Source organism: Methylobacterium sp. 17Sr1-1, assembly GCF_003173775.1.
Classification (GTDB): domain Bacteria; phylum Pseudomonadota; class Alphaproteobacteria; order Rhizobiales; family Beijerinckiaceae; genus Methylobacterium.
In genome coordinates this window covers 1,265,185-1,290,239 of record NZ_CP029552.1, presented here as the reverse complement: position 1 = coordinate 1,290,239, position 25,055 = coordinate 1,265,185, and the positions used below count along the sequence as shown (strand labels likewise).

The 25,055-nt window shown below is 70.8% G+C and carries 23 protein-coding genes; 5 read left to right on the top strand and 18 right to left on the bottom strand.

Going from position 1 to position 25,055, the window contains the following annotated elements; translation table 11 throughout:
• The first annotated feature begins 20 nt into the window (after window positions 1–20).
• From fliG to DK412_RS05790, 5 genes are all read left to right on the top strand, one after another.
• The gene (fliG, locus tag DK412_RS05810; RefSeq protein WP_109971182.1) at window positions 21–1,070 is read left to right on the top strand and encodes a flagellar motor switch protein FliG; all 1,050 of its coding nucleotides are present in this window, start codon (window positions 21–23) and stop codon (window positions 1,068–1,070) included.
• Between the two features lie 46 nt (window positions 1,071–1,116).
• Window positions 1,117–1,755, top strand: a complete 639-nt coding sequence (locus DK412_RS05805) for a FliH/SctL family protein (RefSeq protein WP_109971181.1) — start codon at window positions 1,117–1,119, stop codon at window positions 1,753–1,755.
• 46 nt (window positions 1,756–1,801) lie between these two features.
• Complete coding sequence (gene fliN, locus DK412_RS05800) at window positions 1,802–2,152, top strand: flagellar motor switch protein FliN (protein WP_109971180.1); 351 nt, start codon at window positions 1,802–1,804, stop codon at window positions 2,150–2,152.
• A 45-nt stretch (window positions 2,153–2,197) separates the two neighbouring features.
• Window positions 2,198–3,559: a sigma-54 dependent transcriptional regulator gene (locus DK412_RS05795; protein ID WP_109971179.1), complete on the top strand. Its 1,362-nt coding sequence runs from the start codon at window positions 2,198–2,200 to the stop codon at window positions 3,557–3,559.
• Between the two features lie 239 nt (window positions 3,560–3,798).
• Window positions 3,799–3,978, top strand: coding sequence for a hypothetical protein (locus tag DK412_RS05790; protein WP_109971178.1), 180 nt, complete (start codon window positions 3,799–3,801; stop codon window positions 3,976–3,978).
• A gap of 225 nt (window positions 3,979–4,203) precedes the next feature.
• Here DK412_RS05790 and DK412_RS05785 read toward each other — a convergent pair whose 3' ends face one another.
• The 18 genes from DK412_RS05785 to DK412_RS05700 form a co-directional block, all read right to left on the bottom strand.
• Window positions 4,204–4,455 carry a hypothetical protein gene (locus DK412_RS05785; RefSeq protein WP_109971177.1) on the bottom strand — a complete coding sequence of 84 codons (252 nt, stop codon included), beginning with the start codon at window positions 4,453–4,455 and terminating at the stop codon, window positions 4,204–4,206.
• A gap of 128 nt (window positions 4,456–4,583) precedes the next feature.
• Complete coding sequence (locus DK412_RS05780) at window positions 4,584–6,131, bottom strand: ATP-binding cassette domain-containing protein (protein WP_109971176.1); 1,548 nt, start codon at window positions 6,129–6,131, stop codon at window positions 4,584–4,586.
• Between the two features lie 34 nt (window positions 6,132–6,165).
• Window positions 6,166–7,092, bottom strand: a complete 927-nt coding sequence (locus DK412_RS05775) for a branched-chain amino acid ABC transporter permease (RefSeq protein ID WP_109971175.1) — start codon at window positions 7,090–7,092, stop codon at window positions 6,166–6,168.
• A 35-nt stretch (window positions 7,093–7,127) separates the two neighbouring features.
• Entirely contained in the window at window positions 7,128–8,003 is an 876-nt protein-coding gene (locus DK412_RS05770; RefSeq protein ID WP_109971174.1) for a branched-chain amino acid ABC transporter permease, read from the bottom strand.
• Between the two features lie 117 nt (window positions 8,004–8,120).
• The gene (locus DK412_RS05765; RefSeq protein WP_109971173.1) at window positions 8,121–9,386 is read right to left on the bottom strand and encodes an ABC transporter substrate-binding protein; all 1,266 of its coding nucleotides are present in this window, start codon (window positions 9,384–9,386) and stop codon (window positions 8,121–8,123) included.
• A 501-nt stretch (window positions 9,387–9,887) separates the two neighbouring features.
• Window positions 9,888–10,493 (bottom strand): 3-isopropylmalate dehydratase small subunit, encoded by a 606-nt coding sequence (leuD, locus tag DK412_RS05760; RefSeq protein ID WP_109971172.1) that lies wholly within the window; start codon window positions 10,491–10,493, stop codon window positions 9,888–9,890.
• A gap of 1 nt (window position 10,494) precedes the next feature.
• Window positions 10,495–11,901 carry a 3-isopropylmalate dehydratase large subunit gene (leuC, locus tag DK412_RS05755; protein ID WP_109971171.1) on the bottom strand — a complete coding sequence of 469 codons (1,407 nt, stop codon included), beginning with the start codon at window positions 11,899–11,901 and terminating at the stop codon, window positions 10,495–10,497.
• A gap of 264 nt (window positions 11,902–12,165) precedes the next feature.
• On the bottom strand, window positions 12,166–13,554 hold the full coding sequence (locus tag DK412_RS05750) for an FAD-dependent oxidoreductase (RefSeq protein ID WP_109971170.1): 1,389 nt from the start codon (window positions 13,552–13,554) through the stop codon (window positions 12,166–12,168).
• The gene (locus DK412_RS05745) at window positions 13,551–14,162 is read right to left on the bottom strand and encodes a cysteine hydrolase (RefSeq protein WP_109971169.1); all 612 of its coding nucleotides are present in this window, start codon (window positions 14,160–14,162) and stop codon (window positions 13,551–13,553) included. The genes DK412_RS05750 and DK412_RS05745 overlap by 4 nt, the downstream gene beginning before the upstream one ends.
• Window positions 14,159–16,225, bottom strand: a complete 2,067-nt coding sequence (locus tag DK412_RS05740; protein WP_109971168.1) for a hydantoinase/oxoprolinase family protein — start codon at window positions 16,223–16,225, stop codon at window positions 14,159–14,161. The genes DK412_RS05745 and DK412_RS05740 overlap by 4 nt, the downstream gene beginning before the upstream one ends.
• Complete coding sequence (locus DK412_RS05735) at window positions 16,222–17,916, bottom strand: hydantoinase B/oxoprolinase family protein (RefSeq protein ID WP_109971167.1); 1,695 nt, start codon at window positions 17,914–17,916, stop codon at window positions 16,222–16,224. Before DK412_RS05735 ends, DK412_RS05740 begins: the two co-directional genes overlap by 4 nt.
• Entirely contained in the window at window positions 17,913–18,779 is an 867-nt protein-coding gene (locus tag DK412_RS05730; RefSeq protein ID WP_109971166.1) for an isocitrate lyase/PEP mutase family protein, read from the bottom strand. The genes DK412_RS05735 and DK412_RS05730 overlap by 4 nt, the downstream gene beginning before the upstream one ends.
• A 363-nt stretch (window positions 18,780–19,142) precedes the next feature.
• Complete coding sequence (locus DK412_RS05725) at window positions 19,143–20,537, bottom strand: MmgE/PrpD family protein (protein WP_109971165.1); 1,395 nt, start codon at window positions 20,535–20,537, stop codon at window positions 19,143–19,145.
• A 4-nt stretch (window positions 20,538–20,541) separates the two neighbouring features.
• Window positions 20,542–21,243, bottom strand: coding sequence for an ABC transporter ATP-binding protein (locus DK412_RS05720; RefSeq protein WP_109971164.1), 702 nt, complete (start codon window positions 21,241–21,243; stop codon window positions 20,542–20,544).
• Window positions 21,236–21,997, bottom strand: a complete 762-nt coding sequence (locus DK412_RS05715; RefSeq protein WP_109971163.1) for an ABC transporter ATP-binding protein — start codon at window positions 21,995–21,997, stop codon at window positions 21,236–21,238. Before DK412_RS05715 ends, DK412_RS05720 begins: the two co-directional genes overlap by 8 nt.
• A gap of 4 nt (window positions 21,998–22,001) precedes the next feature.
• Window positions 22,002–22,973 carry a branched-chain amino acid ABC transporter permease gene (locus tag DK412_RS05710; RefSeq protein WP_109971162.1) on the bottom strand — a complete coding sequence of 324 codons (972 nt, stop codon included), beginning with the start codon at window positions 22,971–22,973 and terminating at the stop codon, window positions 22,002–22,004.
• Entirely contained in the window at window positions 22,970–23,842 is an 873-nt protein-coding gene (locus tag DK412_RS05705) for a branched-chain amino acid ABC transporter permease (RefSeq protein WP_109971161.1), read from the bottom strand. Before DK412_RS05705 ends, DK412_RS05710 begins: the two co-directional genes overlap by 4 nt.
• A gap of 2 nt (window positions 23,843–23,844) precedes the next feature.
• The gene (locus DK412_RS05700; RefSeq protein ID WP_245447709.1) at window positions 23,845–25,053 is read right to left on the bottom strand and encodes an ABC transporter substrate-binding protein; all 1,209 of its coding nucleotides are present in this window, start codon (window positions 25,051–25,053) and stop codon (window positions 23,845–23,847) included.
• Window positions 25,054–25,055 lie beyond the last annotated feature (2 nt).

Sequence of the window (25,055 nt, the reverse complement as noted above, 5' to 3'; positions counted from 1 at the left end):
GCCCGAGAGAATCCGACGCCATGGCCGTGACTTCGATGCCGGCATCCCGCTCCGCGGCTGCGGGCCTGAGCTTCGCCGAGATGCCCGGGACCCAGCGCGCCGCCGCCCTGCTGCTGCTGCTCGGCGAGGCGGACGGCGCCCCGATCTGGCGGATGCTGGAGGAGGACGAAGTCAAGAAGGTCTCGCACGCCATGGTCCAGCTCGGCTCGCTCGAGGCCGAGGCGGTCGAGCACCTGATCGTCGACTTCGTCTCGCGGCTCTCGTCGAGCGGCGGCATCACCTCGAGCTTCGAGCGCACCGAGTCGCTGCTCCTGAAGATCTTCCCGCCCGAGCAGGTCGCGGTGATCATGGCCGAGGTGAAGGGCGCCTCGACCCGCCGGGTCTGGGCCAGCCTGACCCAGATCGACCCCGAGATCCTGGCCTCGTTCCTGCGCAACGAGTACCCGCAGACCGTCGCGGTGATCCTGTCGCGGGTGCGCTCGGACTACGCCGCCAAGGTCCTGACCATCCTGCCGGAGGACTTCGCCATCGACGTCCTCAACCGGATGCTCCGGATGGAGACGGTGCAGAAGGAGGCCCTGCGCCACATCGAGGAGATCCTGCGGGTCGAGTTCGTCTCGACCATCGCCCAGACCACCCGTCGCGACGCCCACGAGCTGCTCGCCGACGTGTTCAACGCGTTCGACCGGCAGACCGAGATCCGGTTCCTGACCGCCCTCGACCAGGCCAATCGCGGCTCGGCGAAGAAGATCCGCCAGCTGATGTTCACCTTCGACGACCTGATGAAGCTCGACGCCGGCAGCGTCCAGACCCTGATGCGCAGCGTCGACCGCGACGTGCTGGCCCGGGCGCTCAAGGGCGCGTCGGATCCGGTCCGGGCCTACTTCTTCGCCAACATGTCGAGCCGCTCGGCCAAGAACATGCAGAACGACATGGAATCGCTCGGGCCGATCCGCCTCAAGGAGGTCGACGAGGCCCAGGCGAAGATGACCGACCTCGCCAAGGAGCTGGCGGAGAAGGGCGAGATCATGATCGCCAAGAACAGCGCCGAGGAAGAGCTGGTCTACTGATGCGCCCCTGCCGGACGATCACGGTCGAAGCGAAGGAAAAAGCCTGATGGCGCAGATCCGGCGCTTTCTGTTCGACACCGATTTCCGCCAGCCCGCCGGCCCGCCGCCGGCCGAGGAGGCGCCCGCCCCCGAGGCGGAGGCGCTCCGCGCGGCCGAGGCCGCCGCCCGGGAGGCGGCCGCCCGGGCCGAGGCCGAGGCGGCGGCCTATGCCCGCGGCCTCCACGAGGGCCGCGCCCAGGCCGAGGCGCAGGTGCAGGCGCGGCTCGCCGACGCCCTCAACCGCGTCGCGGCGGCTGCCGCCGGCATGATCGCCGGCGCGGATGCCCGCGACGCCGAGCGCGAGGCCCAGGCCTTCGATTTCGCGGTGGCGCTCGGGCGCAAGATCGCCGGCGCCGCCCTCGACAGCCAGCCGGTGGCGGCGATCGCCGAGGCCGCGGGCCGCGCGCTCCAGCACCTGCGCGGCGTGCCGCACCTGGCGATCCGGGTGCACGACGCGCTCGTCGAGGAGACCGAGCGACAGGTCGCCCGGCTCGCCCGCGAGCGCGGCTACGAGGGCCGTCTGATCGTGATGGGCGATCCCGGCATGGCGCCGGGCGACGCCCGCATCGAGTGGGCCGATGGCGGCGTGGTGCGCGAGCGCGCGGCGATCGAGGCCGCGCTCCTCGCCGCCTTACCGGTGACCTGACGCCCCGACCCCGAAACAAGACCTTATTTTCTCACGAGGTACGCGAATGTCCTCCGACAACGATCTCGGCCTGCCGCAGCTCAGCGAGGCGGATCTCGCCTTCGACACGACGGTGACCGCCGCGATGCGCGACGCGCCGGTGGCGGCGAAGTCGGCCTCCGACCTCGAGCAGGTCTTCGACGTGCCGGTGATGGTCTCGGCGGTGCTCGGCTCGTCCCGGATGCCGATCGGCGACCTCCTGCGCCTCGGCCCCGGCACGGTGCTGGAGCTCGACCGCAAGGTCGGCGAGGCGATCGACATCTTCGTCAACAACCGCCTCGTCGCCCGCGGCGAGGTGGTGCTGGTGGAGGAGCGCCTCGGCGTGACGATGACCGAGATCGTCAAGGTCGACGGCTGATCTTTCGCCCCCGCCGCCCGGAAACCGCCCCACGGAGTGCCCGCCATGCGGCTCTTGATCATCGGACGCCTGAACGGCGAACTCGTCACCGCCTCCCGGATCGCGATGAGCCGCGGCGCCGCCGTCACCCAGGCCGACGGGGTCGAGCAGGGCCTCAACGCGCTGCGCGCCAAGGGCGCCGACCTCGTGATGTGCGAGGCGTCGCTGTCGATCCGCACCCTGGTGACGGCGCTCGCCGACGAGCGCATCCGCACGCCGGTGGTGGCCTGCGGCACCGGCACCGATGCCAAGTCGGCGGTGGCGGCGATCCAGGCGGGGGCCAAGGAATACATCCCGCTGCCGCCCGATCCCGAGCTGATCGCGGCGGTGCTCGAGGCGGTGACGGCGGATGCCCGCGCCTTCGTGTGGCGCGACGCCTCGATGGAGCGGGTGGTCAAGCTCGCCGAGCAGGTCGCGCGCTCCGACGCCTCGGTGCTGATCACCGGCGAGAGCGGCACCGGCAAGGAGGTGCTGGCGCGCTACGTCCACACCCGCTCGAACCGGGCCTCGAAGCCGTTCGTCAGCGTGAACTGCGCGGCGATCCCCGACGCGCTGCTCGAATCCGAGCTGTTCGGCCACGAGAAGGGGGCCTTCACCGGGGCGGTGGCCCGGCGCATCGGCCGGTTCGAGGAGGCCAATGGCGGCACGCTGCTCCTCGACGAGATCTCCGAGATGGACGTGCGGCTCCAGGCCAAGCTCCTGCGGGCGCTGCAGGAGCGGGTGATCGACCGTGTCGGCGGCACCCAGCCGGTGAAGGTCGACATCCGGGTGCTCGCCACCTCGAACCGCAACCTCGCCGAGGAGGCGCGCAAGGGCACGTTCCGGGAGGACCTGCTCTACCGCCTCAACGTGGTCCACCTGCGCCTGCCGCCCCTGCGCGACCGCCCGTCGGACATCATGGAGCTCGCCGGCCACTTCGCGCGCAAATACGCCGAGGCGAACGGCATCGCGCCCCGGCCGCTCTCGGCCGAGGCGCGCCGCCTCGTCGCCCAGAACCCCTGGCCCGGCAACGTGCGCGAACTGGAGAACACCCTGCACCGGGCGGTGCTCCTGGCGAGCGGCCCCGAGATCGACGCCGACGCGATCCGCTCGCCGGACGGCGAGGCCCTGACGGGCGCCAGCCCCGCCGCCCGCGCGGTGCAGGCCGCCGAGGCGGCGACCCGGGCCTTCGTCGGCCGCTCGCTCGCCGAGGTCGAGCGCGACCTGATCCTCGACACCCTCGACCATTGCCTCGGCAACCGCACCCACGCCGCCAAGATCCTCGGCATCTCGATCCGAACCCTGCGCAACAAGCTCAACGAGTACACCGATGCCGGCATCCCGGTGGCCGAGCCGGGCCACACCCGAGCGCTGGCGGCCTATGGCTGACCGGCGGAAGGCGATCCGGCGAGGTGATCGGGCAAACGATCCGGCAAGCGATTCAGCACGTCGATGACGCCACGGACCGTCGAGACGATTGCCGATTTCGCAACGAAAACCTGCAACGAGCGGCGTCCTGGTCGAATGCAAACCGCTCCTCTGTCGTGTCTCTGTTCAGCACATCGGCTGTCGTATGATCGTTGCTGAATGAAAGATAGGAAAATCGTCGGATATTCGATTCGCCTGTAATGGCAAGAAATTGCTCATCGCAGGTCGTCTCCGACCACATCGACGCGGTGCAGCAGGGCGCCGACCGCACCGGCGGCACCGCCGCCCAGGTGCTGCGCGCCGCCCAGGCCCTGGCGCACCAGGCCGTGACGCTGCAGCGCGAGATCGGCGGGTTCGTGGCGGAGATCAAGGCGGCGTAAGCCTTACTCCGGGATCATCATCCTCGACGTCATCCCGGGGCTCGCCGAAGGCGAGAACCCGGGATCCGTATCCGCTAAGGATTGCGAATGAGGCGGAGCGCGTTCAGCCTCGCCTTGCTTTGTCAGCGGTTATGGATCCCGGGTCCGCCTTCGCGGCCCCGGGATGACCCGGGGGGTGGAATGCCGGTCGAGCGCGCCTGTCCTCCAGGCTGGGTCCTCTGCGGTCTAGTTCGCCTGCAACCGCGGGATCGCATCGGCGAACCGCGCGATCGGCAGGAAGACGCTGAAGCGGCGCTCCTTGTCCTCGACGTGGATGATCGCCTCCTTCCACTCGGGCTCGCGGCAGGCGCGCCGCTTCAGCAGCACCGCGATATGGGCCGAGCAGGTGATGATCTCGTGCGGCTCCTTGAGCTCGACGCCGCGGGTGTCCCGGATGAGACGGCTGCCGACCTGGAAATGGAAGTAGTAGCAGGACATTCCGCTCTCCCCTGGGGTGGCTGTCCTGCACCGTTACGACCGATGGTCTCCGGCCGCCTTAACCCGAGTCAAGCGTTCTTCGTTTCGCCCTTCCTGCCGAGCTTGTTCCCGCGACTGTTGTTCGGCACCTATAGGTATCCTGTCCCGGCCTCCGCGGCGAAGCGGTCGGGCGTACCCTCCCAGACGATGCGGGCGTGCTCCAGCACGTAGACCCGGTCGGCATGGGGCAGCGCGAAGGTGACGTTCTGCTCGCCGAGCAGCACCGTGATCGGCGTCGTCTGGCGCAGGCGCTCCAGCGCCTTCGAGAGCTGCTCCAGGATCACCGGGGCGAGGCCGAGGGTCGGCTCGTCGAGGATCAGGAGACGGGGCTTCATCATCAGCGCGCGGGCGATGGTGAGCATCTGCTGCTCGCCGCCCGAGAGGGTGCGGGCCATCTGGCCGCCGCGGCTCTTCAGGATGGGAAAGAGCTCGAACAGCCATTCGAGCTGGCGCGCGCTCTCGGCCTTCGGAAGGTGCTGGCCGCCGAGGTCGAGGTTCTCGCGCACGCTCATCTCGCCGAACAGCTCGCGGCTCTCCGGCACCTGGACGATCCCTCCCCTGATATCCCCCTTGGCGATGCTCGCCGGCGTCCGCTTCGCCAGCGGCTCGCCAGCGAAGCTGATCCGGCCGGCATGCGGCACGAGACCCGAGATCGCGTTGAACAGCGTCGTCTTGCCGGCACCGTTGAGGCCGACCACCGAGACGAACTCGCCCTCGTGGACGTGGATCCCGACCTGGCGCAGCGCCTGGGCCTTGCCGTAGAGCACGTCGAGCCCCTCGACCTTCAGCAGCGGCTCGCCCGAGAACTTCGCCTCCGGCCGGGAAGCGGTCTCGATGCTGCCGCCGAGATAGACCCGGCGCACGGTCTCGTTGCGCATCACCTCGGCGGCGGTGCCCTCGGCGACGCGCTCGCCGAGATACATCGCGAAGACCCGGTCGACGAGGGCCGACACGCTCTTCACGTTGTGGTCGACGAGGAGCACCGCCTTGCCCTCGTCGCGAAAGCCGCGGATCAGGGCCGAGAAATCCGCCACCTCGGCCGAAGTCAGGCCCGCGAAGGGCTCGTCGACCAGCACCACCTTGGGGTCGCGGGCGATCGCCTTGGCGAGCTCCATCCGGCGCAGGTCAGCGAAGGGCAGGGTGCCGGGGCGGCGGTCCATCACGGCGCCGAGACCGACCCGCTCGGCGATCGCCCGGGCCCGCGCCTCGACGCCCGCATCGGCGAAGAGGCGAATCAGGCTGTCGGGCAGGAGCGCGAGCTTGATGTTCTCCAGGACCGTCTGGCGGTGAAGCGGCCGCGAGTGCTGGAAGACGAGGCCGATCCCGGCCCGCGCCACCCGGTGCGAGGGCCAGCCGGCGATCTCGGTGCCGTCGAGCCGCACGCTGCCGGCATTCGGGCGCTCCAGGCCCATGATGAGCTTCATCACCGTCGACTTGCCGGAGCCGTTCGGCCCGATCAGCCCGACGATCTCGCCGGCCCGCACCGTGAAGCCGATGGACTTGGCGGCGACGAGGCCGCCGTAGCGCTTGGTCAGCCCCTCGACCGCGAGCAGCGGCGGTCCGGCTTCCGCGGCGGGACGCGCACCGGAGGGCAGGGGGGAGAGCAGAGGGGAGGGGGCGAGGCCGGCCGCACTCATGGACGCAACCCTTGTGATGCGAGGACGGTGGACATCAGGCGTGCCGCCCCTGGCGGGTGAGGATCCCGAGGAGGCCGGCCGGCACGAACAGGATGACGGCGAGCGCCGCGGCCGAGACGACGAAGGTCGAGAGCGAACCGAGCGGGCGCAGCAACTCGCCGGCGGCGATCAGGAAGACGGCGCCGAGCACGCCCCCCACGATGGTGCGCCGGCCGCCCAGCACCGCCCCGATGATGACCTGGACGCCGACCGAGACGTCGATCAGCGTGCCGACCGAGGCGGTGCCCATGTAGAAGACGAACAACGCCCCCGCGAGCCCGGAGAAGACCGCGCTGACGCAGAACGCCGCGAGCTTGTGCTTGGCGACGTTGAAGCCGAGCGCGCCGGCCTCGACCGGGTCCTGCCCGCTCGCCTGCAGGATCAGCCCGACCGGCGAGACCGCGATGGCGTAGAGGACGAGCCCGCTCACCCCCATGAAGCCGAGCGCGATCCAGTAGTTCGTCGCCGCGTCGATGCTGATGACGTCGGGCACGGTCAGGCCGATCTCACCCCCGGTCGTGTCGGCGAAGACGACGATCAGGTTCTGCAGGATCAGCACCGCCACGACGGTGGTGAGGCCGAAATAGGGCCCGCGCACGCGGAGCGCCGGCAGCGCCAGGACGAGGCCGCCGATCACCGCCGCGACGGTGCCGGCCAGGAGGCAGAGCGGGATGCCGATTCCGTGGCCGTTGAGGATGCCGGCGGTGTAGGCCCCGAGCCCGATCAGGAAGGTCGGGCCGAAATTGACCTCGCCGGCGAAGCCGAACAGGAGGTCCCAGGCCATCGAGAACACGCCGAAATAGTACGCGACGGTGAGGAGCCCGAGGATGTAGCCCGAGACCCAGAGCGGCAGCACGCTGGTGAGCGCGAGGCCGATCAGGCAGAGCCAGAACAGCGGATTGCGGAGAGTCTTGGCAAGCATGCAGGCCTCTTGTTGGAATCCGGGGCGGCCGCGGGTCAGCGGCGCCCGAGCAGGCCCTGCGGGCGGACATACATCACCGCCACCAGCAGCAGCAGCGCGGGGATGGTCCGGTAGGCCGGGGAGACGAGGTAGGCGGTGAGTGTCTCGAGGTAGCCGACGACGTAGGCGGCGATCAGCGAGCCCGAGACGCTCCCCAAGCCGCCCAGCACCACGATCGAGAAGGCGCTCGCCGTGAGCGGACCGACGCTGTAGCTCGACACGCCGAGGAACTGCCCGAGCAGGACGCCGGCGATGCCCGCGAGCACGCCGTAGATGAGCCAGATCGCCACGTAGATCTGCGACAGCTCGAACCCGAGGAGCGTCACGCCGCGAGGGTTCATCGAGGCGGCGAGCAGCACCTTGCCGGTGCGGGTGCGGTTGACCAGGAGCCAGAGCAGCCCGATCACAGCCCAGCAGACGACGGCCGTGAACACCTGGTTCCACGGCGTGCGCACGCCCGCGATGGTCACCACGCCCTCGACGATCGGCATCACCGTCTTGGCGTTGCTGGTGAACAGGTAGGCGATGAACTCCTGGATCATGATGCCCCAGAGCAGCGTGCCGGTGAGGATGAAGATCTCCTTCTCCTCCGGCGGGATCGCCCGGGACTTGTCGATGGGGCGCACCACGACGCCGTAGGTGGCGAGCGTCAGCGCCGTGCAGACGACGATGCCGGCGGCGGCGCCCGCATAGGAGCCGAGGCCGAGCTCGCTCGACGCCGCCCAGGCCACCACCGCGGCGGTGACCATCAGGGCGCCGTGCGAGAGGTTGAGCACGCCCGAGACGCCGAAGATGAGGGTGAAGCCGGTGGCGCCGAGCGCGTAGAGCGCCGAGATGGCGAAGCCGTCGATGAGGATCTGGATCGCGGTCATGTCGCGTGTCTTGGGGCTCGCGGTGAAGATGAGGGGGCGGCGCGCGCGAACTCCCCTCTCCCGTTTGGGAGAGGGGATCCCACGCTGGCTGGAGCACGGTTGGATCGATGAGCGGGATCAGTTCGCCGCCGTCCCCGCCTTGACGAAGCTCGGGAAGGTGATCTTCCCGTTGGCCACGTTCTGTGGCCAGATCGCCAGTTGCTTGCCGTCCTGCCACTGCATCATCATGCCCGACACGAGGCCCGGGCCGTACTTGATCGAGTGGGTGAACTCGTCGTCCTTGCCGTAGAACTGGATGCGCCCGAGGGTGCCCTCCCAGTCGGTCTTCTCCAGCGCCTCGACGAGCTTGTCGGGATCGGTCGAGCCGGCCCGCTTCACCGCATCGGCGATGTAGTAGACCTCGTCGTAAGCCGTGTAGCCGGCATAGCCCGGGTAGCTGCCGTACTTGGCCTTGAAGGCTTCGGCGAAGGGCGCGGTCTTCGGCGTCACGTTGGTGCCGGGCGCGGCGAACATCTCGAACAGCACGCCCTCCGTCGCGCCGTTCGTCTCCTTCCAGAAGGTGGCGTTGGTCGCCTGCGAGGCGATGCCGATCATCGGGATCGGCACCTGCTGGCTGCGCCACTGCACCGTCGGCTGCACGCCGACATGCGAGATGCCGGTGACGATCACGTCGGGCTTGGCGCCCTCGATGCGGCTGAAGATCGGGTTGAAGTCGGTGGTGCTCGGCGAGAACCGGATGTGGTCGAGCACCTTGAGGCCGACCTTCGGCAGGCACTCCTTGTAGCCTTCGTCGAGGGGCTTCGTCCACGCCGCGTCCTCGCTCATGATGACGGCGGTCTTCATCTGGCGGCCCTCGACGAGGATCGCCTTGGCGGCGTCGCAGACGGCTTGCGACTGCGCCTTCGAGGTCAGGTAGCCGTGGAAGGAGTACTTGTTGCGGGCATAGTCCTTGTGGACGTTGAGCGGGATCTCGTTCGAGGCCGCACCCGGCGTGATGAAAGGCAGCTTCAGCCGGGCCGACCAGGGCTGGAGCGCCAGCACCACCTCGCTGATGTAGCTGGCGATGACCGCGTGCGCCTTGTCCTCGCTCGCCGCGCGCTGGAAGGCGCGGACCGAGTCGGCGGCCGAGCTCTTGTTGTCGTAGGTGACGATCTCGATCTTGCGGCCGTCCATCCCGCCCTTGGCGTTGATCTCGTCGGCGGCGAGTTGCGCGGCCTGCGGGATCGCCGCCCCGGCGATCGCCTGCGCCTCCGCGATCACCGCGATGCGGATCGGGTCCGCGGCCTGAACGGTCGAGAGCGAGGCATTGGCGGCCAACAGGATGGTCGAACCAAGCAACGCGCGGACGAGCCGCCGCCCGGCGACGGGTGCGCATTCCAGCATGACGTTCCCTCTTCCGGCCGCTGTTTGATTGATGGCGTCGCGGCTCGGGCGGAGAGTGTAGCGGGCGGCGGATCGATCACAAGATGCTGATCGGCGCGGGCGTGCGGAGGGGCGGGATTAAGCCGCGAGCCATCGCGTGAGTGCATGGCTGGGGGGTGAGGCGTCCCGCCGGGACGCGGGGCGCTTCCTCAACGGCGCGCTGCCTGGGCAGCAGCGGCAGGACCGCCCCGAGATCTGTGCTCGCGCGAGCGGTCGCTCGAACGCCGGCGCTGTCTCGATCTCGGCGAGAGGATTGAAGCCCTCCGGGTCATTCCGGGGCCGCGCAGCGGAGCTCGGAATCCGGAACCTCAGTTCGTTCGGGACGAGGCGGACAGCGTACCGCTCGCTTCTCTTACATCTGCGTGTCTGGATCCCGGGCTCCGCATGCGCGGCCCCGGGATGAGCCCGTGGGGGGAGGTCGCGCGCAGCCCCCGCGTGCGGAAGATCGAGGACCGCGGGAGGTCACGCCCCCGCCGGCACCCGCCACGGCGCCGTCTCCGCCGCCCGCGCCTCCCAGGCCGCGATGGCCTCAGAATGCTCCAGCGTCAGCGCCACGTCGTCCAGGCCCTCGACGAGGCAGCGCTTCTTGAACGGGTCGATCTCGAACGGGATCGCGGCCCCGTCCGGGTCGGTCACCGCCTGGGCCGGCAGGTCGACCGTGATGCGGGCGCCCGGCTCCGCCTTGAGGCGCGCGCGCAAACCCGCCACGACCTCCTCCGGCAGCGTCACGGTCAGGAGCCCGTTCTTGGCCGCGTTCGACGCGAAGATGTCGCCGAAGCTCGGGGCGATCACGCAGCGGATGCCTCCGTCGACGAGGGCGTAGACCGCGCCCTCGCGCGAGGAGCCGCAGCCGAAGTTGCGGTCGGCCACCAGGATGCCGGCGCCGGCGTAAGGTGCGGCGTCGAGGGGCACCGCCTCGCTGCGGCGGCGCTCGTCGTGGAACAGGAAGTTGCCGTAGCCGGCGCTGCGCGGCTTCTTGAGGAAGCGGGCCGGCAGGATCTGGTCGGTGTCGACATTGGCGACGTCGAGGGGCACCGCGACGGCTTGAAGCGTGGTGAAGGGCTGCATGTCAGCGGCTCCCGAGCCGGCGGATGTCGGTGAGGCGGCCGGTGACGGCGGCGGCGGCGGCCATCGCCGGGCTCATCAGGTGGGTGCGGGCGTTCGGGCCCTGGCGGCCCGGGAAGTTGCGGTTGGTGGTCGAGGCGCAGCGCTCGCCCGCCGGCACGAGATCGCCGTTGATGCCGACGCACATCGAGCAGCCCGGCTCGCCCCATTCGAGGCCGGCTTCGCGAAACACCTGATCCAACCCTTCGGCCTCGGCCTGTCGCCGCACCGGGCCGGATCCGGGCACGACGAGGCCCGGGACCGCGGCCTTCTGGCCGCGCAGCACGTCGGCTGCGGCGCGCAGGTCTTCGATGCGCGAGTTGGTGCAGGAGCCGATGAAGACCCGGTCGATCGCGACCGCTTCGAGCGGGGTGCCGGGGGTCAGGCCCATATAGTCGAGCATCGCCCGCATCTGCCCGGCCTTGGTGGCGTCCGCCTCCGCGCCCGGATCCGGCACCGTCGCGGTGACGGGGAGCGCGGTCTCGGGGCTGGTGCCCCAGGTCACGGCCGGGGCGATGGCGGCGGCATCGAGCGTCACCTCGCGGTCGAACCGGGCGCCGTCGTCGCTCGGGAGTTGCCGCCAGGCTGCCACGGCCACATCGAACAGCGCACCCTTGGGAGCATAGGACCGGCCCTCCAGGAACGCGAAGGTGGTGTCGTCGGGCGCGATCATGCCGGCCCGGGCGCCGGCCTCGATCGACATGTTGCAGATGGTGAGCCGCCCCTCCATCGACAGGCCGCGGATCGCGCTGCCGGCATATTCGAGCACGTGCCCGACCGCGCCGCCGGCCCCGAGACCTGCGATGATCGCCAGGATCACGTCCTTGGCGGTGACGTGGGGGCCGAGCTCACCCTCGATACCGACCCGCAGGGTCTTGGGCCGGCGCTGCCACAGGGCCTGCGTCGCCAGGACGTGCGCGACTTCCGTCGCCCCGATGCCGAAGCCGAGCGCCCCGAAGGCGCCGTGGGTCGAGGTATGGGAATCGCCGCAGACGACCGTGAGGCCCGGCAGCGTGAGACCCTGTTCCGGCGCCAGCACGTGGACGATGCCCTGCGCGCGGTCGTCGAGGCCGAAATGCCGGATGCCGTGCCGGCCGGCATTGTCGGCGAGCGTCGAGACCATGTTGGCGATCTCGGGGTCGGGGATCGGGCCGCCGCGGTCGCGGGACGGCACGTAGTGGTCGGCGACCGCGAAGGTCAGGTCCGGGCGGCGGATCTGGCGGCCGGCATGGTCGAGCATGCCGAAGGCGTGGAACGAGCCCTCGTGCAGCAGGTGCCGGTCGATGGCGAGGAGCGCCTGCCCGTCGGGCCGGGTCGCCATGACGTGGGCGTCCCAGACCTTGTCGAGGAGGGTGCGAGGGGGCGGGGTCATGGGGCGTCCTCCGTCTTGTTGTCGAACTCGAAACACTGACATCCGCCCCCTTTCCCGGACGACTGGAGCGAAGCGGAAGGAGATCCGGGATCCAGCACGAGAATTCGCGAAGCGTCTGCTTGTCTGTGATGGTGCAACATCCAGAGCCGCTTCGCGGCGAGTCCTTCTGCTGGATCCCGGATCTCCTTTCGCTGACGCTCCAGTTGTCCGGGAAAGGGGGAGGGTATCATGAGATGACCTGATATAGATGATGCGCGGCAGGCGCTAACGCATCCCCATCGCCCCCGCCGCTTGGCCCGCGATGCGCCCGAGCGCCACCGCCGCCAGCAGCCCGTTGCCCGACAGGTACCCGCCCGGTCCGGTCCCCGACACGCCGCAGGCCGCGCCTCCCGCCGCGAACAGGTTCGGGATCGCCGCCCCGTCCACCGTCAGCACCCGGGCGTCGTCGCCGACCACGAGCCCGCCCTGGGTGTGGAACAAGGCGCCGGTCACCCGCACCGCCCGGTAAGGTGCGGTGAGCGCCGGCACGCCGGCGAAGGAGCGCCCGAACCCGTCCCGGCCGCCGTCGCGCTTCAGCGCCTCCACCTCGGCGAGGGTGGCGGCGAGAGCATCCTCCGGCAGGTGCAGCCGCGCCGCCAGTTCCGCCACCGTGTCGGCCGCGGCGATCGCCCCGGCGCTCTCGGCCTTCCGAAAATCTTCGAACTGTCGCGCGATGCCGGCGATGCGCTCATCGAACACCGTCACGGCGGTGCCGCCCGGCTGGCGCAGCACCTCGGCCGCCTGCTCGGAATAGCCCTTGCTCTCGTCGGAGAAGCGCCGCCCCTCGGTGTTCACCTGGAACCCGCCCTCGGTGACCGTGGCCCAGGTGATCAGGATGCCGTGCGGATGCGCCACCGAGCCGTGGCCCTGGTGACCCGAGAGGTGGCGGGTCGCGGCGCCGAGCGCCTCGCCCCAGAGCAGCGCGTCGCCCTGGTTGCCCTCGTGGCCGAAATAGAGCGCGCCCGACAGCTCCGGCACGTGCCGCGCCACCAAGGCCTTGTTGCCGCCGTAGCCGTTGCAGGCCAGCACCAGCGCCCGGCAGCCGACGCGCTCGCGCGAGCCGTCGGGGCGGTTGAGGCCGATGCCGCGGATCGCGCCGGACTCGGTGTAGAGCGTGTCGACGGTCGCCTCGCAGAGGACCGGGACGCCGGCCTCCTCGACGGCGCGGGCCAGGCGGTCGACCAGCTCCTCGCCCGACCGGCTGGGCAAGCCGTGCATGCGGTTCGCCGAATGGCCCGGATAGCGGAAATCGGTGATGACCGAGAAGGGCAGGCCGTGGCGATCAGCGAGCCATTCGAGGGTAGGACCGACGGCGCCGGCGAGGCGGGCGACGAGGGCCGGATCGGGCTCGTTCTTCGCCTTCGCCATGATGTCGGCAGAGAACAGCTCGGGGCTGTCCTCGATCCGGGCCTCGCGCTGCCAGCGGGTGCCGGGGGCCGGGACCAGCCCGGCCGAGAGGGCGGTCGAGCCGCGCGGGACGGGATCGCGCTCGACCACCAGCACCTCGGCCCCGGCCTCAGCGGCGGCGAGCGCCGCCACCAGCCCGGCGGCCCCGGCGCCGATCACCGCGACCGGCACCTCGATGTCGAACGAGGCGGCGGGTTCGACCTTCATGCCGACAGCTCCCGGACGATCTCGGCGACGTCCGCCACCCGGCAGACGGGCTTGAGCGCCTCGATCGCGGTCTGGTGCACGCTAAGCGAGAAGGCCGCGCAGCCATCCGACAGGACGGTGACCGAGAAGTCCCGCACATGGGCGTCCCGCACCGTCGAGGCGACGCCGCCATTGGTGACGATGCCCGACACGATCAGCCGCTCGATGCCCGCCTTGCGCAACACCCATTCGAGCCGGGTCATGTAGAAGGCCGAGTAGGCGACCTTCTCGACCGAGAGGTCGGCGGGTTGCAGTTCGTCCACCAGGCCGTGGCCCCAGGCGCCGGGCAGGAAGTCGCCCTTCCGCAGGAACGGGCGCAACTCGCGCAGGTGGGGCGAGATCAAGGGCTCGCCGCCCTTGCCCGGCACCAGCGTGAAGTGGGTCGAGACGATGAACCCGCCACGCGCCCGGATCAGCTCGGCGAGGGGCCGCACCCGCGCCGGCACGGCGGCGATCTCGGGCGCGGACTGGCCGGCGCGGCCATAGGCGCCGTCCGGGTGCAGGAAGTCGTTCTGGAGGTCGCAGATCAGGAGCGCGGTGCGCTCCATCGGAACCGGGGCATGGCTCATGCGGGCTCTCCCGTGCGGGTGACCACGACGTTGCCGAGCCGGTCGACCCGGGCCGTCAGGTCGGGATCGACCACGGTCGTGGCGTCCGGCTGCTCCAGGATCGCCGGTCCGGGGATCTCGGCCCCGACCGGGAGCGCCAGCCGGGCATAGACCGTGGCCTCGTGCCAGGCTCCGGCGAACCAGACCGACCGGCTGCCGAGGCGGGCGGCCTCGAGCGACGTGTCCGGTCCCGGCGCCAGGGCGGCGAGGTCGAAATGCGGCCGTCGTCCGATCGCGGCGGTGCGCAGGTTGACGATCCGGGTGCCGAGGCCCGGCAGCAGCCGGCTGAACGAGGTGCGGTAGGCCGCCTCGAACGCCGCCTGGATCACCTCGATGGTGACGCCGGTGGTGCCGTTCCGGACCGTCACGGGGAGCGCCACCGCGACGGTGTGGGTCTGCCCGACATAGTGCATGTCGAGCTCGAACACCGTGTCGATGCGCGAGACGGTGAGGCCGGCGGCCTCGACGACCTGCCGGGCGGCCTCGGCTTCCGCCACCATCCGCCGGTCGAGGGCGGCGGCGTCGAGGCCGGCGAGCGACAGGTTCAGGGTCTGGACCTGGTCGTGCCGGATGTCGGCGATGACGCAGCCGAGCGCCGAGGTCACGCCCGGATAGCGCGGCACCAGGGCGCCGCGCAGGCCCACATCCTTGATCAGCGCCCCGACATGCAACGCCCCGCCGCCGCCGAACGGCACCGCGGCGAACTTTTGCGGGTCGTGGCCGCGCTCGATCGAGACGAGGCGGATCGCGCCCGCCATCTTGCCGTCGGCGACGCGGACGATCGCTTCCGCCGCCGTCATCACGTCGAGGCCGAGCGGCGCGGCGACGTGCTCGGCGATGGCGGCCTTCGCCGCCTCGACGTCGAGGCGCTTCAAGGCCCCGCCGATCGGCCGCTCGGCGTTGATGCGGCCGAGCACGACGTTGGCGTCGGTGAGCGTCGGGCGGGTGTTGCCCTGGCCGTAGCAGACCGGGCCCGGCCGCGACCCGGCGCTCTCCGGCCCGACCTGGAGCAGCCCGCCGGCATCGACATGGGCGATCGAGCCGCCGCCGGCTCCGATCGTGCTGATCTCGATCATCGGCGTGCGGATCACGAGACCGAAATCGATCGTCGTCTGGGCCGCGAGCGCCGTCTCGCCCTCGACCACCAGCGAGACGTCGAAGGAGGTGCCGCCGAGATCGCCCGTGATCACGTTCGGGAAGCCGGCCTCCTTGGCGATGGCGGCGGCCGCGATGACACCGGCCGCCGGCCCAGACAGGGCGGTGCGGACGGGGAGCCGCCGGGCGGTGGCGGTGGACATCACGCCGCCATTCGACTGCACGATGTGGAAGCGGCCCGAAAACCCTTCCGAGTCGAGTGCCCGGTCGAGCTTGCCGAGATAGCTGCCGACGACCGGCTGGAGGTAGGCGTTGAGCACCGTGGTCGAGGTGCGCTCGAACTCGCGGATCTCCGGCAGGATGCCCGACGAGCGCTCGACATTGGCGTTGGGCCACACGGCGCTCGCGGCGTCCAGCGCCACCCGCTCGTTCTCCGGGTTGGCGTAGGCGTTGACGAAGCAGATCGCCAGGGCCTCGGCGCCGTTCGCCAGCAGCGCGCGGGCGGCCTCGGCCACCTGCTCCGGATCGACGCTCTGCCGGATCGTGCCGTCGGCGAGCGTCCGCTCGTCCACTTCCAGTCTCAGGTCGCGGTCGACGACGGGGACGAAGTCGCCCCACAGGCCCCAGGTGTGGCGCCGGTCGCGCCGGCGCATCTCCAGCACGTCGCGGAATCCGCGTGTGGTGATGAGGCCGATCCGGGCCCCTTTCCGCTCCAGCAGCGCGTTGGTGCCCACGGTCGTGCCGTGGACGATCGAGGCGAGGGTCGCGACCGGGCCGAACCCCTTGAGGCCGGCGAGGAAGCCCACCGCCTCGTCGCCGCGGTTCGACGGGACCTTGCCGGTCTGGAAGCGGCCGGCGGCCTCGTCGTAGTAGAAGAGGTCGGTGAAGGTGCCGCCGACATCGACGCCGACGATGGCGCGGGGGGTCATCGGGTCTCTCCCAAACCGGTCTCTTGCAGATCGTAGTCGCGGGCGGCGGCCTCCGGCGTCACGTAGCCGAGGCGCAGGTCGCGGTTGAGGGCGTCGCGGTTGCGCTCGGCCGGGTGGCCGAAGCCGCCGCCGCCGGGGGTCTCGAGCCGGACCCGCTCGCCGGCCCTGATCCGCACATCGGTGACCTTCGACACCATCGGCGGGCTCGCCCAGCCCTCCGGCGTTTGCCAGGCGAAGCGGTTGAGCGCCGCCGGCTGCCCGCCCTCGACGCCGAACGGCGCCACCTTGCCGCGCTCGCCGAGGAGGAACACGTCGGCGTCGGTCAGGGTCTCGATCTCGTAGACGGCGCCCAAACCGCCGCGATGCGCGCCGGCCCCGGCGCTGTCGGGCCTCAGGGACCACTGGGTGAAGACGACCGGGTAGGCGGCCTCCAGAATCTCCACCGGCGGGATCGTCGCGGTCGAGATCGGGTTGTTGGCGTGGCTGAGGCCGTCGGTCTCGGGGTTGCCGCCGAGGCCGCCGCCGAAGAACGAGAACATCACCCAGCGCGAGCCGTCCGGCCGGTGGCCGGCGAGCGAGAGCGCGTTGATGGTGCCGAAGGGCGCGGCGGTCGCCCGCTCCGGGTCGGCCTCGGCCAGGGCGCCCAGCACCACGCCGATCAGCCGCAGGATCGTCTCGGTGTAGCCCGCCATGGGTTTGGGTGCGCCGGCGCCGAGCAACGTCGTCTCCGGCACCGTGAAGGTGATCGGCCGCAGGCAGCCGGCATTGGCCGGGACCTCGGTGAAGACGTGCTTCAGGGCGACGTAGCAGGCGGCCACGGTGGTGGCGTGCGAGATGTTGATCGGCCCCTGTGCCGGCGCCGAGGAGCGCGAGAAGTCGAGGACCATCCGATCGCCGTCGATCGTCAGGTCGAGGGCGATGGTCAGCGGCTCGTCGGTGATGCCGTCATTGTCGAGCACGTCCGAGAAGCTGTAGCGGCCGTCCGGCAGGGCGCGGATCGCGGCGCGCATCAGCGCCTCGGCCCGGTCGGAGAAGGCCGCGAAGGCGGCATCCACGGTGCGGTCGCCGTACTCGTCGAGGAGCGCGGTGAAGCGGCGCTCGCCGAGGTCGAGGGCGTTGAGCTGGCCGTTGAGGTCGCCCCAGTTCGAGGTCGGCACGCGGGTGTTGGCAGCCAGGATGTCGACGATGTCCTGGTTCAGGCGCCCGGCGGAGAAGAGCTTCACCGGCGGGAAGCGCACGCCCTCCTGGAAGCTCTCGGTCGCCTTCGGGTTGTAGCCGCCCGGCACATTGCCGCCGATGTCGAGCCAGTGGCCGACCGAGGCGAGCCAGCAGAACAGCCTTCCGTCGCGAAAGACCGGGCGGACCAGCCGGAAATCGTTGAGGTGGGTGCCGCCGCTATAGGGATCGTTGAACAGGAACGTGTCGCCGGGCTCCAGGCTCCCCTCGCGCTCGACCTTGGCGATCACCGCCTTCACCGCGAAGGCCATGGCGCCGACGAAGATCGGCAGGCCCTTGGTGCCCTGGACCAGGGTGTCGCCGGTGGTGGCGTGGTAGAGGCCGTGGCAGGCGTCGCGGGCCTCGGCGATGATCGGGTTGAAGGCCGAGCGGTAGAGCGTCGCGTCCATCTCGTCGGCGATCTGCTCCAGGCGGCCCTTCAGCACCGCCAGGGTGACGGGATCGATCGCGGTCATCGGGCGCTCCCCTCGTAGGCCCGGCCGCGGGCCAGCATCTCGGGGGTGCCGATCAGGGCGTTCAGCTCGCCGAAATCGAACATCCGCTCGGAGAAGGGGGCGTTGGTGCCGGCCTTGGCGAGCGAGCCGTAATACTCCTTCGCGGTGCGGGCGAGCGCCCGCACGATGCCGCCGGGGAAGATCACCAGGCGAAAGCCCAGAGCGCCGAGATCGGCCGCCGAGGCGAGCGGGGTGTCGCCGCCCTCGACCATGTTGGCGACGAGCGGGCGCTGCGTGCCGAGCGCCTTCGTCACCGCGGCGAGCTGGTTGGCCGAGCGCGGCGCCTCGACGAACAGCACGTCGGCGCCGGCCTCCGCATAGGCCTGGGCCCGCTCGATCGCCCGCTCGAAGCCCTCGACCGCCACCGCGTCGGTGCGGGCGACGATCAGGGTCTCGGCGTTCGCCCGTGCATCGAGCGCGGCGCGGATCTTGCCGACCATGTCGGTCTGGCCGATCAGCGTCTTGTCCTGGAGGTGGCCGCAGCGCTTCGGGTAGCTCTGGTCCTCGAGCTGGATCGCGCTGGCGCCGGCGCGCTCGAACAGCCGCACGGTGCGCTCGACGTTCAGCGCGTTGCCGTAGCCGTTATCGGCATCGACCACGAGGGGCGTCGCCACCCGGTCGCGCACCAGCGCCACGGTCTCGGCGACCTCGCTCATCGAGACGAGGCCGATATCCGGCCGGCCCAGGCGCGTATAGGCGATCGCCGCGCCGGAGAGGTACAGGGCCTCGAAGCCCGCATCCGTGGCGATCGAGGCCGTGAGGGCGTCGTAGACGCCCGGAGCGACGAGGACGCGGTCCTCGGCGAGACGGGACTTCAGGGACATGACGCGGGGTGTTCCTCGTTCGGTTTCATCGCATTGGCTTTGGTGCGCATCTCTCCTCTCCTCGCGGGCGGGGAGAGGGCTGTGTCCCCGTTCAGGGGACGCAGCGAGGCGGCAGCCGAGGGTGAGGGGTGGTGCCGGAAGAGTCTCACTCGTCGAGACCCCCTCACCCTCGCTCCGGCTGCGCCTGCGCTTGTCACGACCCCGACAAGGGGATCGTGACCCTCTCCCCGCCCACGGGGGAGAGGAGGAATCCTGTGCCTTTTTATTGAATGCCTGAGCTCGATCTTCGTGTTGACGGACTCTGCTCTAAGCGTCCGATCTTGCATCATCAGCGTTCATCGGAAGATGTCGTCGGGGCAGATCTCACGATACGAGAGCCAGTAACGCCCCAACCCCCTCCGCCTGATCGATCCCCGCCACCGCCGCGACGATCGCCTCGCTCCGCTCCGCCCCCCAGACCGGCCCGGCGAGCGCCCGGAACTTCTCCCGTACGTCGTCGGCCGAGTACGGGTCCTCGGTGTCGCCGCGGTTGGTGAGCGCCTGGGCGGAGAGCTTGCGGCCGTCGGCCAGCGTCAGCGTGACCTTCGCGGGCCGCAGACCCGGCAGCTGCGCGGTCATGGCGGGATCCTCCTGCACCATCACCCGGCGGGCGAGGGACAGGATGCGGCGGTCGGCCCGCGCCTCGTCGCGGAACGCGTCGGTGTTCGCCTCGCCCCGTACGAGCGCCGCCGCGAGGGCGAAGGGCAGGGAGAACTTCGCCGCCAGCATCGTCTCGGGCGCCGGATGGTCGAGCTGCGCCGCCCAGACATAGGTCGCGACCTCGACCGAGCGCACCGAATCGGGGTCGAGCGGGCCGGCCTCACGGCGGATCTGCGCCAGGGCGTCGAGGGCGCCGTGGGTGTAGCGGCAGGCGGCGTGGCGCTTGAAGTAGTTGCGGGCGATCTCCCAGCGGGTGCCTAAGTCCTCGACCATCGCTTCGGCTGAAAAATCGTCGGCCAGGATGCCGCCATAGACCACGCCGATCCCGTCGCGCTCCGGCAGGAAGCCGCTCGCAGCGAGGTCCCAGGCGGTCAGCCCGAGCTGGTTGGAGAGGCCCGCATAGGTGTTGCGGACCGTCGCCCCCTCCAGCATCGTGCGCCGGCTGGTGCTCAGGCCGAAGGACGAGGCGAGACCGATCGCCCGGCCGATCATCCCGGCGTCGGCGCCGTGGAGCCTGGCGACGGCGAGCGCCGCCCCGACCGTGCCCCAGGTGCCGTGCGGGTGCATCGTCACCCGCAGTTTCGAGGCGATGCCGATGCGCGCGCCGATCTCGTAGCCGAGGACCAGCGCCGCGATCAGGTCGGCGCCGGAGGCGCCCGTCTCCTGCGCGACGGCCAGGATCGCGGGGACGACGTGGATCGCCGGATGGCCGCGGGCGTATTGGTTGCCCTCGTCGAGCTCCAGCGTCGTGCCGGCCGCGCCGTTGACGAGGGCGGCGTCGCGGGGATCGAGCGACAGGCCGCTGCCGATCGCCGGCGCCTCGCCCCGGCGGCGGGCGGCGAGGCGTTCCGCCAGCGCCCGGCATTCCGGCTCGCGCATCCCGGCGGCGATGACCCCGAGGGAATCGAGCAGGACGAGGCGGGCGCGGTCGATCGCCGCCTCGGGCAGGTCGGAGAACGACAGCTCCGCCGCGAAGGCGGTCCAGCGGTCGAGCCAGGCGGGAACGGGCTCGGCGAGGAGCGTGGTCGCCGGGACGATGCCGGGGGTGACGATGCCCATCGCCCTACAGCCCCAGATAGGCCCGGCGCAGGGCCGGGTCGGCGGCGAGGGTCGCGGCGTCGCCCGACAGCGCGACGGTGCCGTTCTCCAGGATGTAGGCGCGGGTCGCGAGATCCAGCGACTGCACCACGTTCTGCTCCACCAGCATGATCGGCAGTCCTTCGCTATTGAGGTTGCGCACGAGGGCGAACATCTCCTCGACGAGGAGCGGCGAGAGCCCGAGCGAGGGTTCGTCGAGGATCAGCAGGCGCGGCTCGGCCATCAGGCCGCGGCCGATGGCGAGCATCTGCTGCTCGCCGCCGGACAAGGTGCCGGCGGCCTGCCCCGCCCGCTCGCGCAGGCGCGGGAAGGTCGAGAAGACCCGCTCGATGTTGTCGGATCGCCGCGCCCGGCCGCGGCGGTAGCTGCCGAGCACCAGGTTCTCGCGCACGCTCAGGTTCGGGAAGATCTTGCGGCCTTCCGGCACGTGGATCAGCCCGGCCTCGACGATTGCGGAGGCCGAGGCCGCGGTGATGGACTTCCCGTCGAAGCGGATCGTGCCGGCGCGCGCCGAGACGACGCCGGACAGGACCTTGTTCAGCGTCGTCTTGCCGACGCCGTTGGCGCCGAGCACCGCGACGATCTCGCCCGGTTGCACCGAGAGATCGAGGCCGCGCAGGACCTCGGTGGCGCCGTAGCCGGCGCGAAGGCTTTCGACCTCAAGCATCGACCGCCTCACCGTTGAGGGATTCCTGGGCCTTCATGCGGGCGGCCGCGCCCTTGCCGAGATAGGCCTCGATCACCCCCGGATCGGCGCAGACCTGGCGGGGCGGACCGGACGCGATCATCTTCCCCTGCGCCAGGACGAACACCTCCTCGCACAGCGTCATCACCGCCTGCATGATGTGCTCGATCATCAGGATGGTGACGCCGCCGTCGCGGATCGACCGTACCACCGGCAGGATGTCGCGGATCTCGGAGGGGTTGAGGCCCGCCAGCACCTCGTCGAGGAGGAGGAGCCGCGGCTCGGTGGCGAGCGCGCGGGCCACCTCCAGGCGCTTGCGCCCGGCCACGGTGAGGTCGGCGGCCGGCTTGTCGAGCTGGTCGCCGAGACCGACCCGGGTCCCGACCTCGCGGGCCTTCGCCACCGCATCAGCCCGGCGCGGATGGCGCAGGTAGGCGCCGACCGCGATGTTCTCGGCGACGGTGAGCCCGGCGAAGGGCTGGACGATCTGGAAGGTGCGGGCGATGCCGCGGCGCGCCCGCAGGTGCGGCGCCTCGGCGGTCACGTCCGTGCCGTCGAAAAGCACCTTCCCCTCGCTGGGGGGAAGGAAGCCCGAGATCATCCCGAACAGCGTGGTCTTGCCGGCGCCGTTCGGGCCGATGAGCCCGGTGATCGAGCCCGCCGGCACGCTGAGCGATGCGTGGTCGACCGCGACGAGGCCCTGGAAGCGCTTGGTGAGGGAAGCGACGGCGAGCATCGGATCAGGCCCCCACCGTGACCGCGCGCTCGGCACGAGCCCGGCGGCGGCGCAGGCCGAGCAGCCCTTGCGGCGCGAAGGCGATGACGGCGATCAGGCAGGCGCCGAACACCACGAGGTCGACCCCCGGGATGCCGCCGGCGAGGTGCTTGGTGACCTCGCCGAGGCCCTGGAGCGCGAGCGCTCCGACGAGCGGCCCGAAGGCGGTGCCGATGCCGCCGACGATCGGCGCGAGCAGCGCTTCGACCGAGATCCAGGTGCCGTAGGCGACGCCGGCATCGAGATAGAGGAAGGACTGCACGTAGAGCCCGCCGGCCGCCGCGGTGATCGCCGCCGAGAGGGCGATGGCGCGCAGCTTCACCGCGAGGGCGTCGACCCCGAGCGCGCGGGCCGCCTCCTCGTTCTCGCGCACGGCGATCAGGTGGGCACCGAAGCGCGAGCGCTCGAGCCAGCGCGACGCCAGCAGCGCCAGGCCGACGAAGGCGAGGACGAGGAGATAGAAGAAGCGGCGATCGGCGAATTGCAGGGTCGCGAGGCCCGGCCGCAGCGGCAGCAGCAGGCCGGCGGCGCCGCCGGTGAAGTCGGCGGAATTCGCCAGGATGCGGAAGACCTCGGCGAAGGCGAGCGTCACCAGGGCGAAGTAGGAGCCGCGCAGGCCCGCCCGGAAGCTCAGGTAGCCGATGGCGAGGCCGGTCAGCGCCCCAAGCCCGATCCCGGCGCCGAGCGCGGCCCAGGCGTTGAAGCCGAGCTTCATCTGGAGGATCGCGGTGGCGTAGGCGCCGGTGCCGAAGAAGGCGGCGTGGCCGAAGGAGTACTGGCCGCCGAAGCCGCCGAGCACGTTCCAGCCGAGGCCCGCGAGCGCGATGATGAGCGTGGTGACCAGGAAGTTGAGCACGCTGCCCGACAGGCCGAGGAAGGGCAGGGCGGCCAGGACCGCGAGGGCGAGGATCACGGGCAGGAGGTCGCGGGCGCTCATGCGCGGGCTCCGAACAGGCCGGTCGGGCGCACCAGCAGCACCAGGATGAAGATCAGGAAGATGCCGATCTGCCCGAGGCTGTCGCCGAGCAGCAGACCGGAAAAGCTCTCGACCACGCCGATGATCAGGCCGCCGACGAGGGCCCCGGCGATCGACCCCATGCCGCCGAGCACCACGATGGTGAAGGCGACGAGCACGAAGGCGGCGCCCGAGCGCGGGTTGACGTAGTAGGTCGGCATCAGGAGGCAGGCGGCGACGGCGAGGCAGGCGCAGCCGATCCCGAAGGTGACGGCGTAGACATGGTCGACCTCGATGCCGACGAGGCGGGCCCCCAGCTTCTCCCGCGCCACCGCCCGAATGGCCCGGCCGGTGTCGGTGCGGTTGAGGACGAGCCAGAGCAGGCCGGTGACGGCGAGCGAGGCGGCGAAGCCGATCAGTCGCGGCGTCGAGAGGAGGAGGGGCCCGAGCTCGATCACCTGGAGCGCGGCGTCGGAATCGAGTGCCCGGGTGTCCGAGCGGAAGAGCGCGAGCAGCGCGTTCTCCAGCACGATCGACAGCCCGAGGGTGACGAGCAGCACGTTGTTGTCGCTGCCGTGGCTTGCCGGGCCGATGACGAAGCGCTGCAAGCCATAGCCGAGCCCGAACATCAGCGGCACGATCCCGATCATCGCGAGATACGGATCGAGGTGGAACAGCGCGAAGGCGCCCCACACCGCGAACATCGCGACCGTGAGGAGCGCGCCATGCGCGAAGTTGATGATGTGCAGCACCCCGTAGACCAGGGTCAGCCCGAGGGCGATGAGGGCGTAGACCGCCCCCGTCATCAGGCCGTTGAGGGCCGCCTCGATCAGGATCTGGGGCGCGTACATCGTCACGCCTTGAGCGGGAAGTTGGCCTTCGCCTCGGCGAAGGCGTCGGGCGCGATCACCTTGACGTCGCCGCCCTGGACCTGGGTGTTGAGCGGGAGCGCGCCGGTGTTCTGGCCGTTCGCGAATTTCGACTGGCCGTAGGGCATCACGCCGCTGGAAAAACTCTGGGTCGACAGGGCCTCGATGATCTTGAGCCGGTCGGGCGCGCCGGCCTTCTCGATCGCCTCGGCCATCAGCCGCACGGCGGAGTAGTTCATCGGCACGTTGTAGGCGAAGGCGCGGCCCGCGGCCTCGGTGCGCTTGCGCAGCTCCGCCGTCAGCGGATTCTTCGGATCGGGCCAGTGGTTGCAATCCATCACGCCCTCGGCCGCCTGCGGGAATTCCTTCACGAAGCGCAACGAGGAGGCGCCGCCGCCGAGGATCGCGTAGATGCCCTTCGGACGGACGCGCTGCTGCTGCATCGTGCGGGCCAGCAGCACGAACTCACCATAGTAGTTCGACGGGATGACGAGGTCCGGCTGGAGCGAGCGGATGCGCAGCACCACGTTCGCCATGTCGCGGGCCGGGCTCGGATGCGACACGGTCTCGAGGATCTGGAAGCCGAGCTTCGGCAGTTCCGCCTGAAGGAGCTTCGCGAGGCCGGAGCCGAACAGCCCGTCCTCGTGCACGATCACCACCGTGCGGGCCGGCTTGCCGGCGGCGTCGTTGAGCGCGACGAGGCGCTCCAGCGCGCTCTTCGTCACCATGCCGAAGCTCGGCGAGAACCGGAAGGTGTTCTTCAGCCCGCGCTGGGTCAGCTGGTCGGCGACGCCGACATCGATCAGGTAGGGCAGGTCGTAGCGCGAGGCGGCCTGGCTCGCGGTCGCGCAGAGCCCGCTGCCGAAGCCGCCGACGATCGCCGCGACGCCCTCGCCGTTCAGGCGCTCGGTCTCCTGGGCCGCCGTCTCGGGGTTCGAGCGGCTGTCGGCGAAGACGATCTCGAGCTTGGCGCCGCCGAGTGCTTTCAGGCCGCCGGCGGCGTTGATGTCCTGCACCGCGAGTTCGGCGCCGAGCTTGCCGAGGTCGCCGTCATTGGCGAGCGCACCGGTCACCGGCTGGATGATACCGAGCTTCACGGACGACCCTTGCGCCCGCAGGATCGCCGGCATCGCCATGAGCGAGGTCGCCGCGAGGCCGGTGCGCAGGACAGCGCGGCGGGACGGAACGAAGATCG

Excerpts from the sequence above, each read along its gene's own strand:
- fliG (WP_109971182.1), top strand. The coding sequence starts at position 21 with ATGGCCGTGACTTCGATGCCGGCATCCCGCTCCGCGGCTGCGGGCCTG.
- DK412_RS05805 (WP_109971181.1), top strand. The coding sequence starts at position 1,117 with ATGGCGCAGATCCGGCGCTTTCTGTTCGACACCGATTTCCGCCAGCCC.
- fliN (WP_109971180.1), top strand. The coding sequence starts at position 1,802 with ATGTCCTCCGACAACGATCTCGGCCTGCCGCAGCTCAGCGAGGCGGAT.
- DK412_RS05795 (WP_109971179.1), top strand. The coding sequence starts at position 2,198 with ATGCGGCTCTTGATCATCGGACGCCTGAACGGCGAACTCGTCACCGCC.
- DK412_RS05790 (WP_109971178.1), top strand. The coding sequence starts at position 3,799 with ATGGCAAGAAATTGCTCATCGCAGGTCGTCTCCGACCACATCGACGCG.
- DK412_RS05785 (WP_109971177.1), bottom strand. The coding sequence starts at position 4,455 with ATGTCCTGCTACTACTTCCATTTCCAGGTCGGCAGCCGTCTCATCCGG.
- DK412_RS05780 (WP_109971176.1), bottom strand. The coding sequence starts at position 6,131 with ATGAGTGCGGCCGGCCTCGCCCCCTCCCCTCTGCTCTCCCCCCTGCCC.
- DK412_RS05775 (WP_109971175.1), bottom strand. The coding sequence starts at position 7,092 with ATGCTTGCCAAGACTCTCCGCAATCCGCTGTTCTGGCTCTGCCTGATC.
- DK412_RS05770 (WP_109971174.1), bottom strand. The coding sequence starts at position 8,003 with ATGACCGCGATCCAGATCCTCATCGACGGCTTCGCCATCTCGGCGCTC.
- DK412_RS05765 (WP_109971173.1), bottom strand. The coding sequence starts at position 9,386 with ATGCTGGAATGCGCACCCGTCGCCGGGCGGCGGCTCGTCCGCGCGTTG.
- leuD (WP_109971172.1), bottom strand. The coding sequence starts at position 10,493 with ATGCAGCCCTTCACCACGCTTCAAGCCGTCGCGGTGCCCCTCGACGTC.
- leuC (WP_109971171.1), bottom strand. The coding sequence starts at position 11,901 with ATGACCCCGCCCCCTCGCACCCTCCTCGACAAGGTCTGGGACGCCCAC.
- DK412_RS05750 (WP_109971170.1), bottom strand. The coding sequence starts at position 13,554 with ATGAAGGTCGAACCCGCCGCCTCGTTCGACATCGAGGTGCCGGTCGCG.
- DK412_RS05745 (WP_109971169.1), bottom strand. The coding sequence starts at position 14,162 with ATGAGCCATGCCCCGGTTCCGATGGAGCGCACCGCGCTCCTGATCTGC.
- DK412_RS05740 (WP_109971168.1), bottom strand. The coding sequence starts at position 16,225 with ATGACCCCCCGCGCCATCGTCGGCGTCGATGTCGGCGGCACCTTCACC.
- DK412_RS05735 (WP_109971167.1), bottom strand. The coding sequence starts at position 17,916 with ATGACCGCGATCGATCCCGTCACCCTGGCGGTGCTGAAGGGCCGCCTG.
- DK412_RS05730 (WP_109971166.1), bottom strand. The coding sequence starts at position 18,779 with ATGTCCCTGAAGTCCCGTCTCGCCGAGGACCGCGTCCTCGTCGCTCCG.
- DK412_RS05725 (WP_109971165.1), bottom strand. The coding sequence starts at position 20,537 with ATGGGCATCGTCACCCCCGGCATCGTCCCGGCGACCACGCTCCTCGCC.
- DK412_RS05720 (WP_109971164.1), bottom strand. The coding sequence starts at position 21,243 with ATGCTTGAGGTCGAAAGCCTTCGCGCCGGCTACGGCGCCACCGAGGTC.
- DK412_RS05715 (WP_109971163.1), bottom strand. The coding sequence starts at position 21,997 with ATGCTCGCCGTCGCTTCCCTCACCAAGCGCTTCCAGGGCCTCGTCGCG.
- DK412_RS05710 (WP_109971162.1), bottom strand. The coding sequence starts at position 22,973 with ATGAGCGCCCGCGACCTCCTGCCCGTGATCCTCGCCCTCGCGGTCCTG.
- DK412_RS05705 (WP_109971161.1), bottom strand. The coding sequence starts at position 23,842 with ATGTACGCGCCCCAGATCCTGATCGAGGCGGCCCTCAACGGCCTGATG.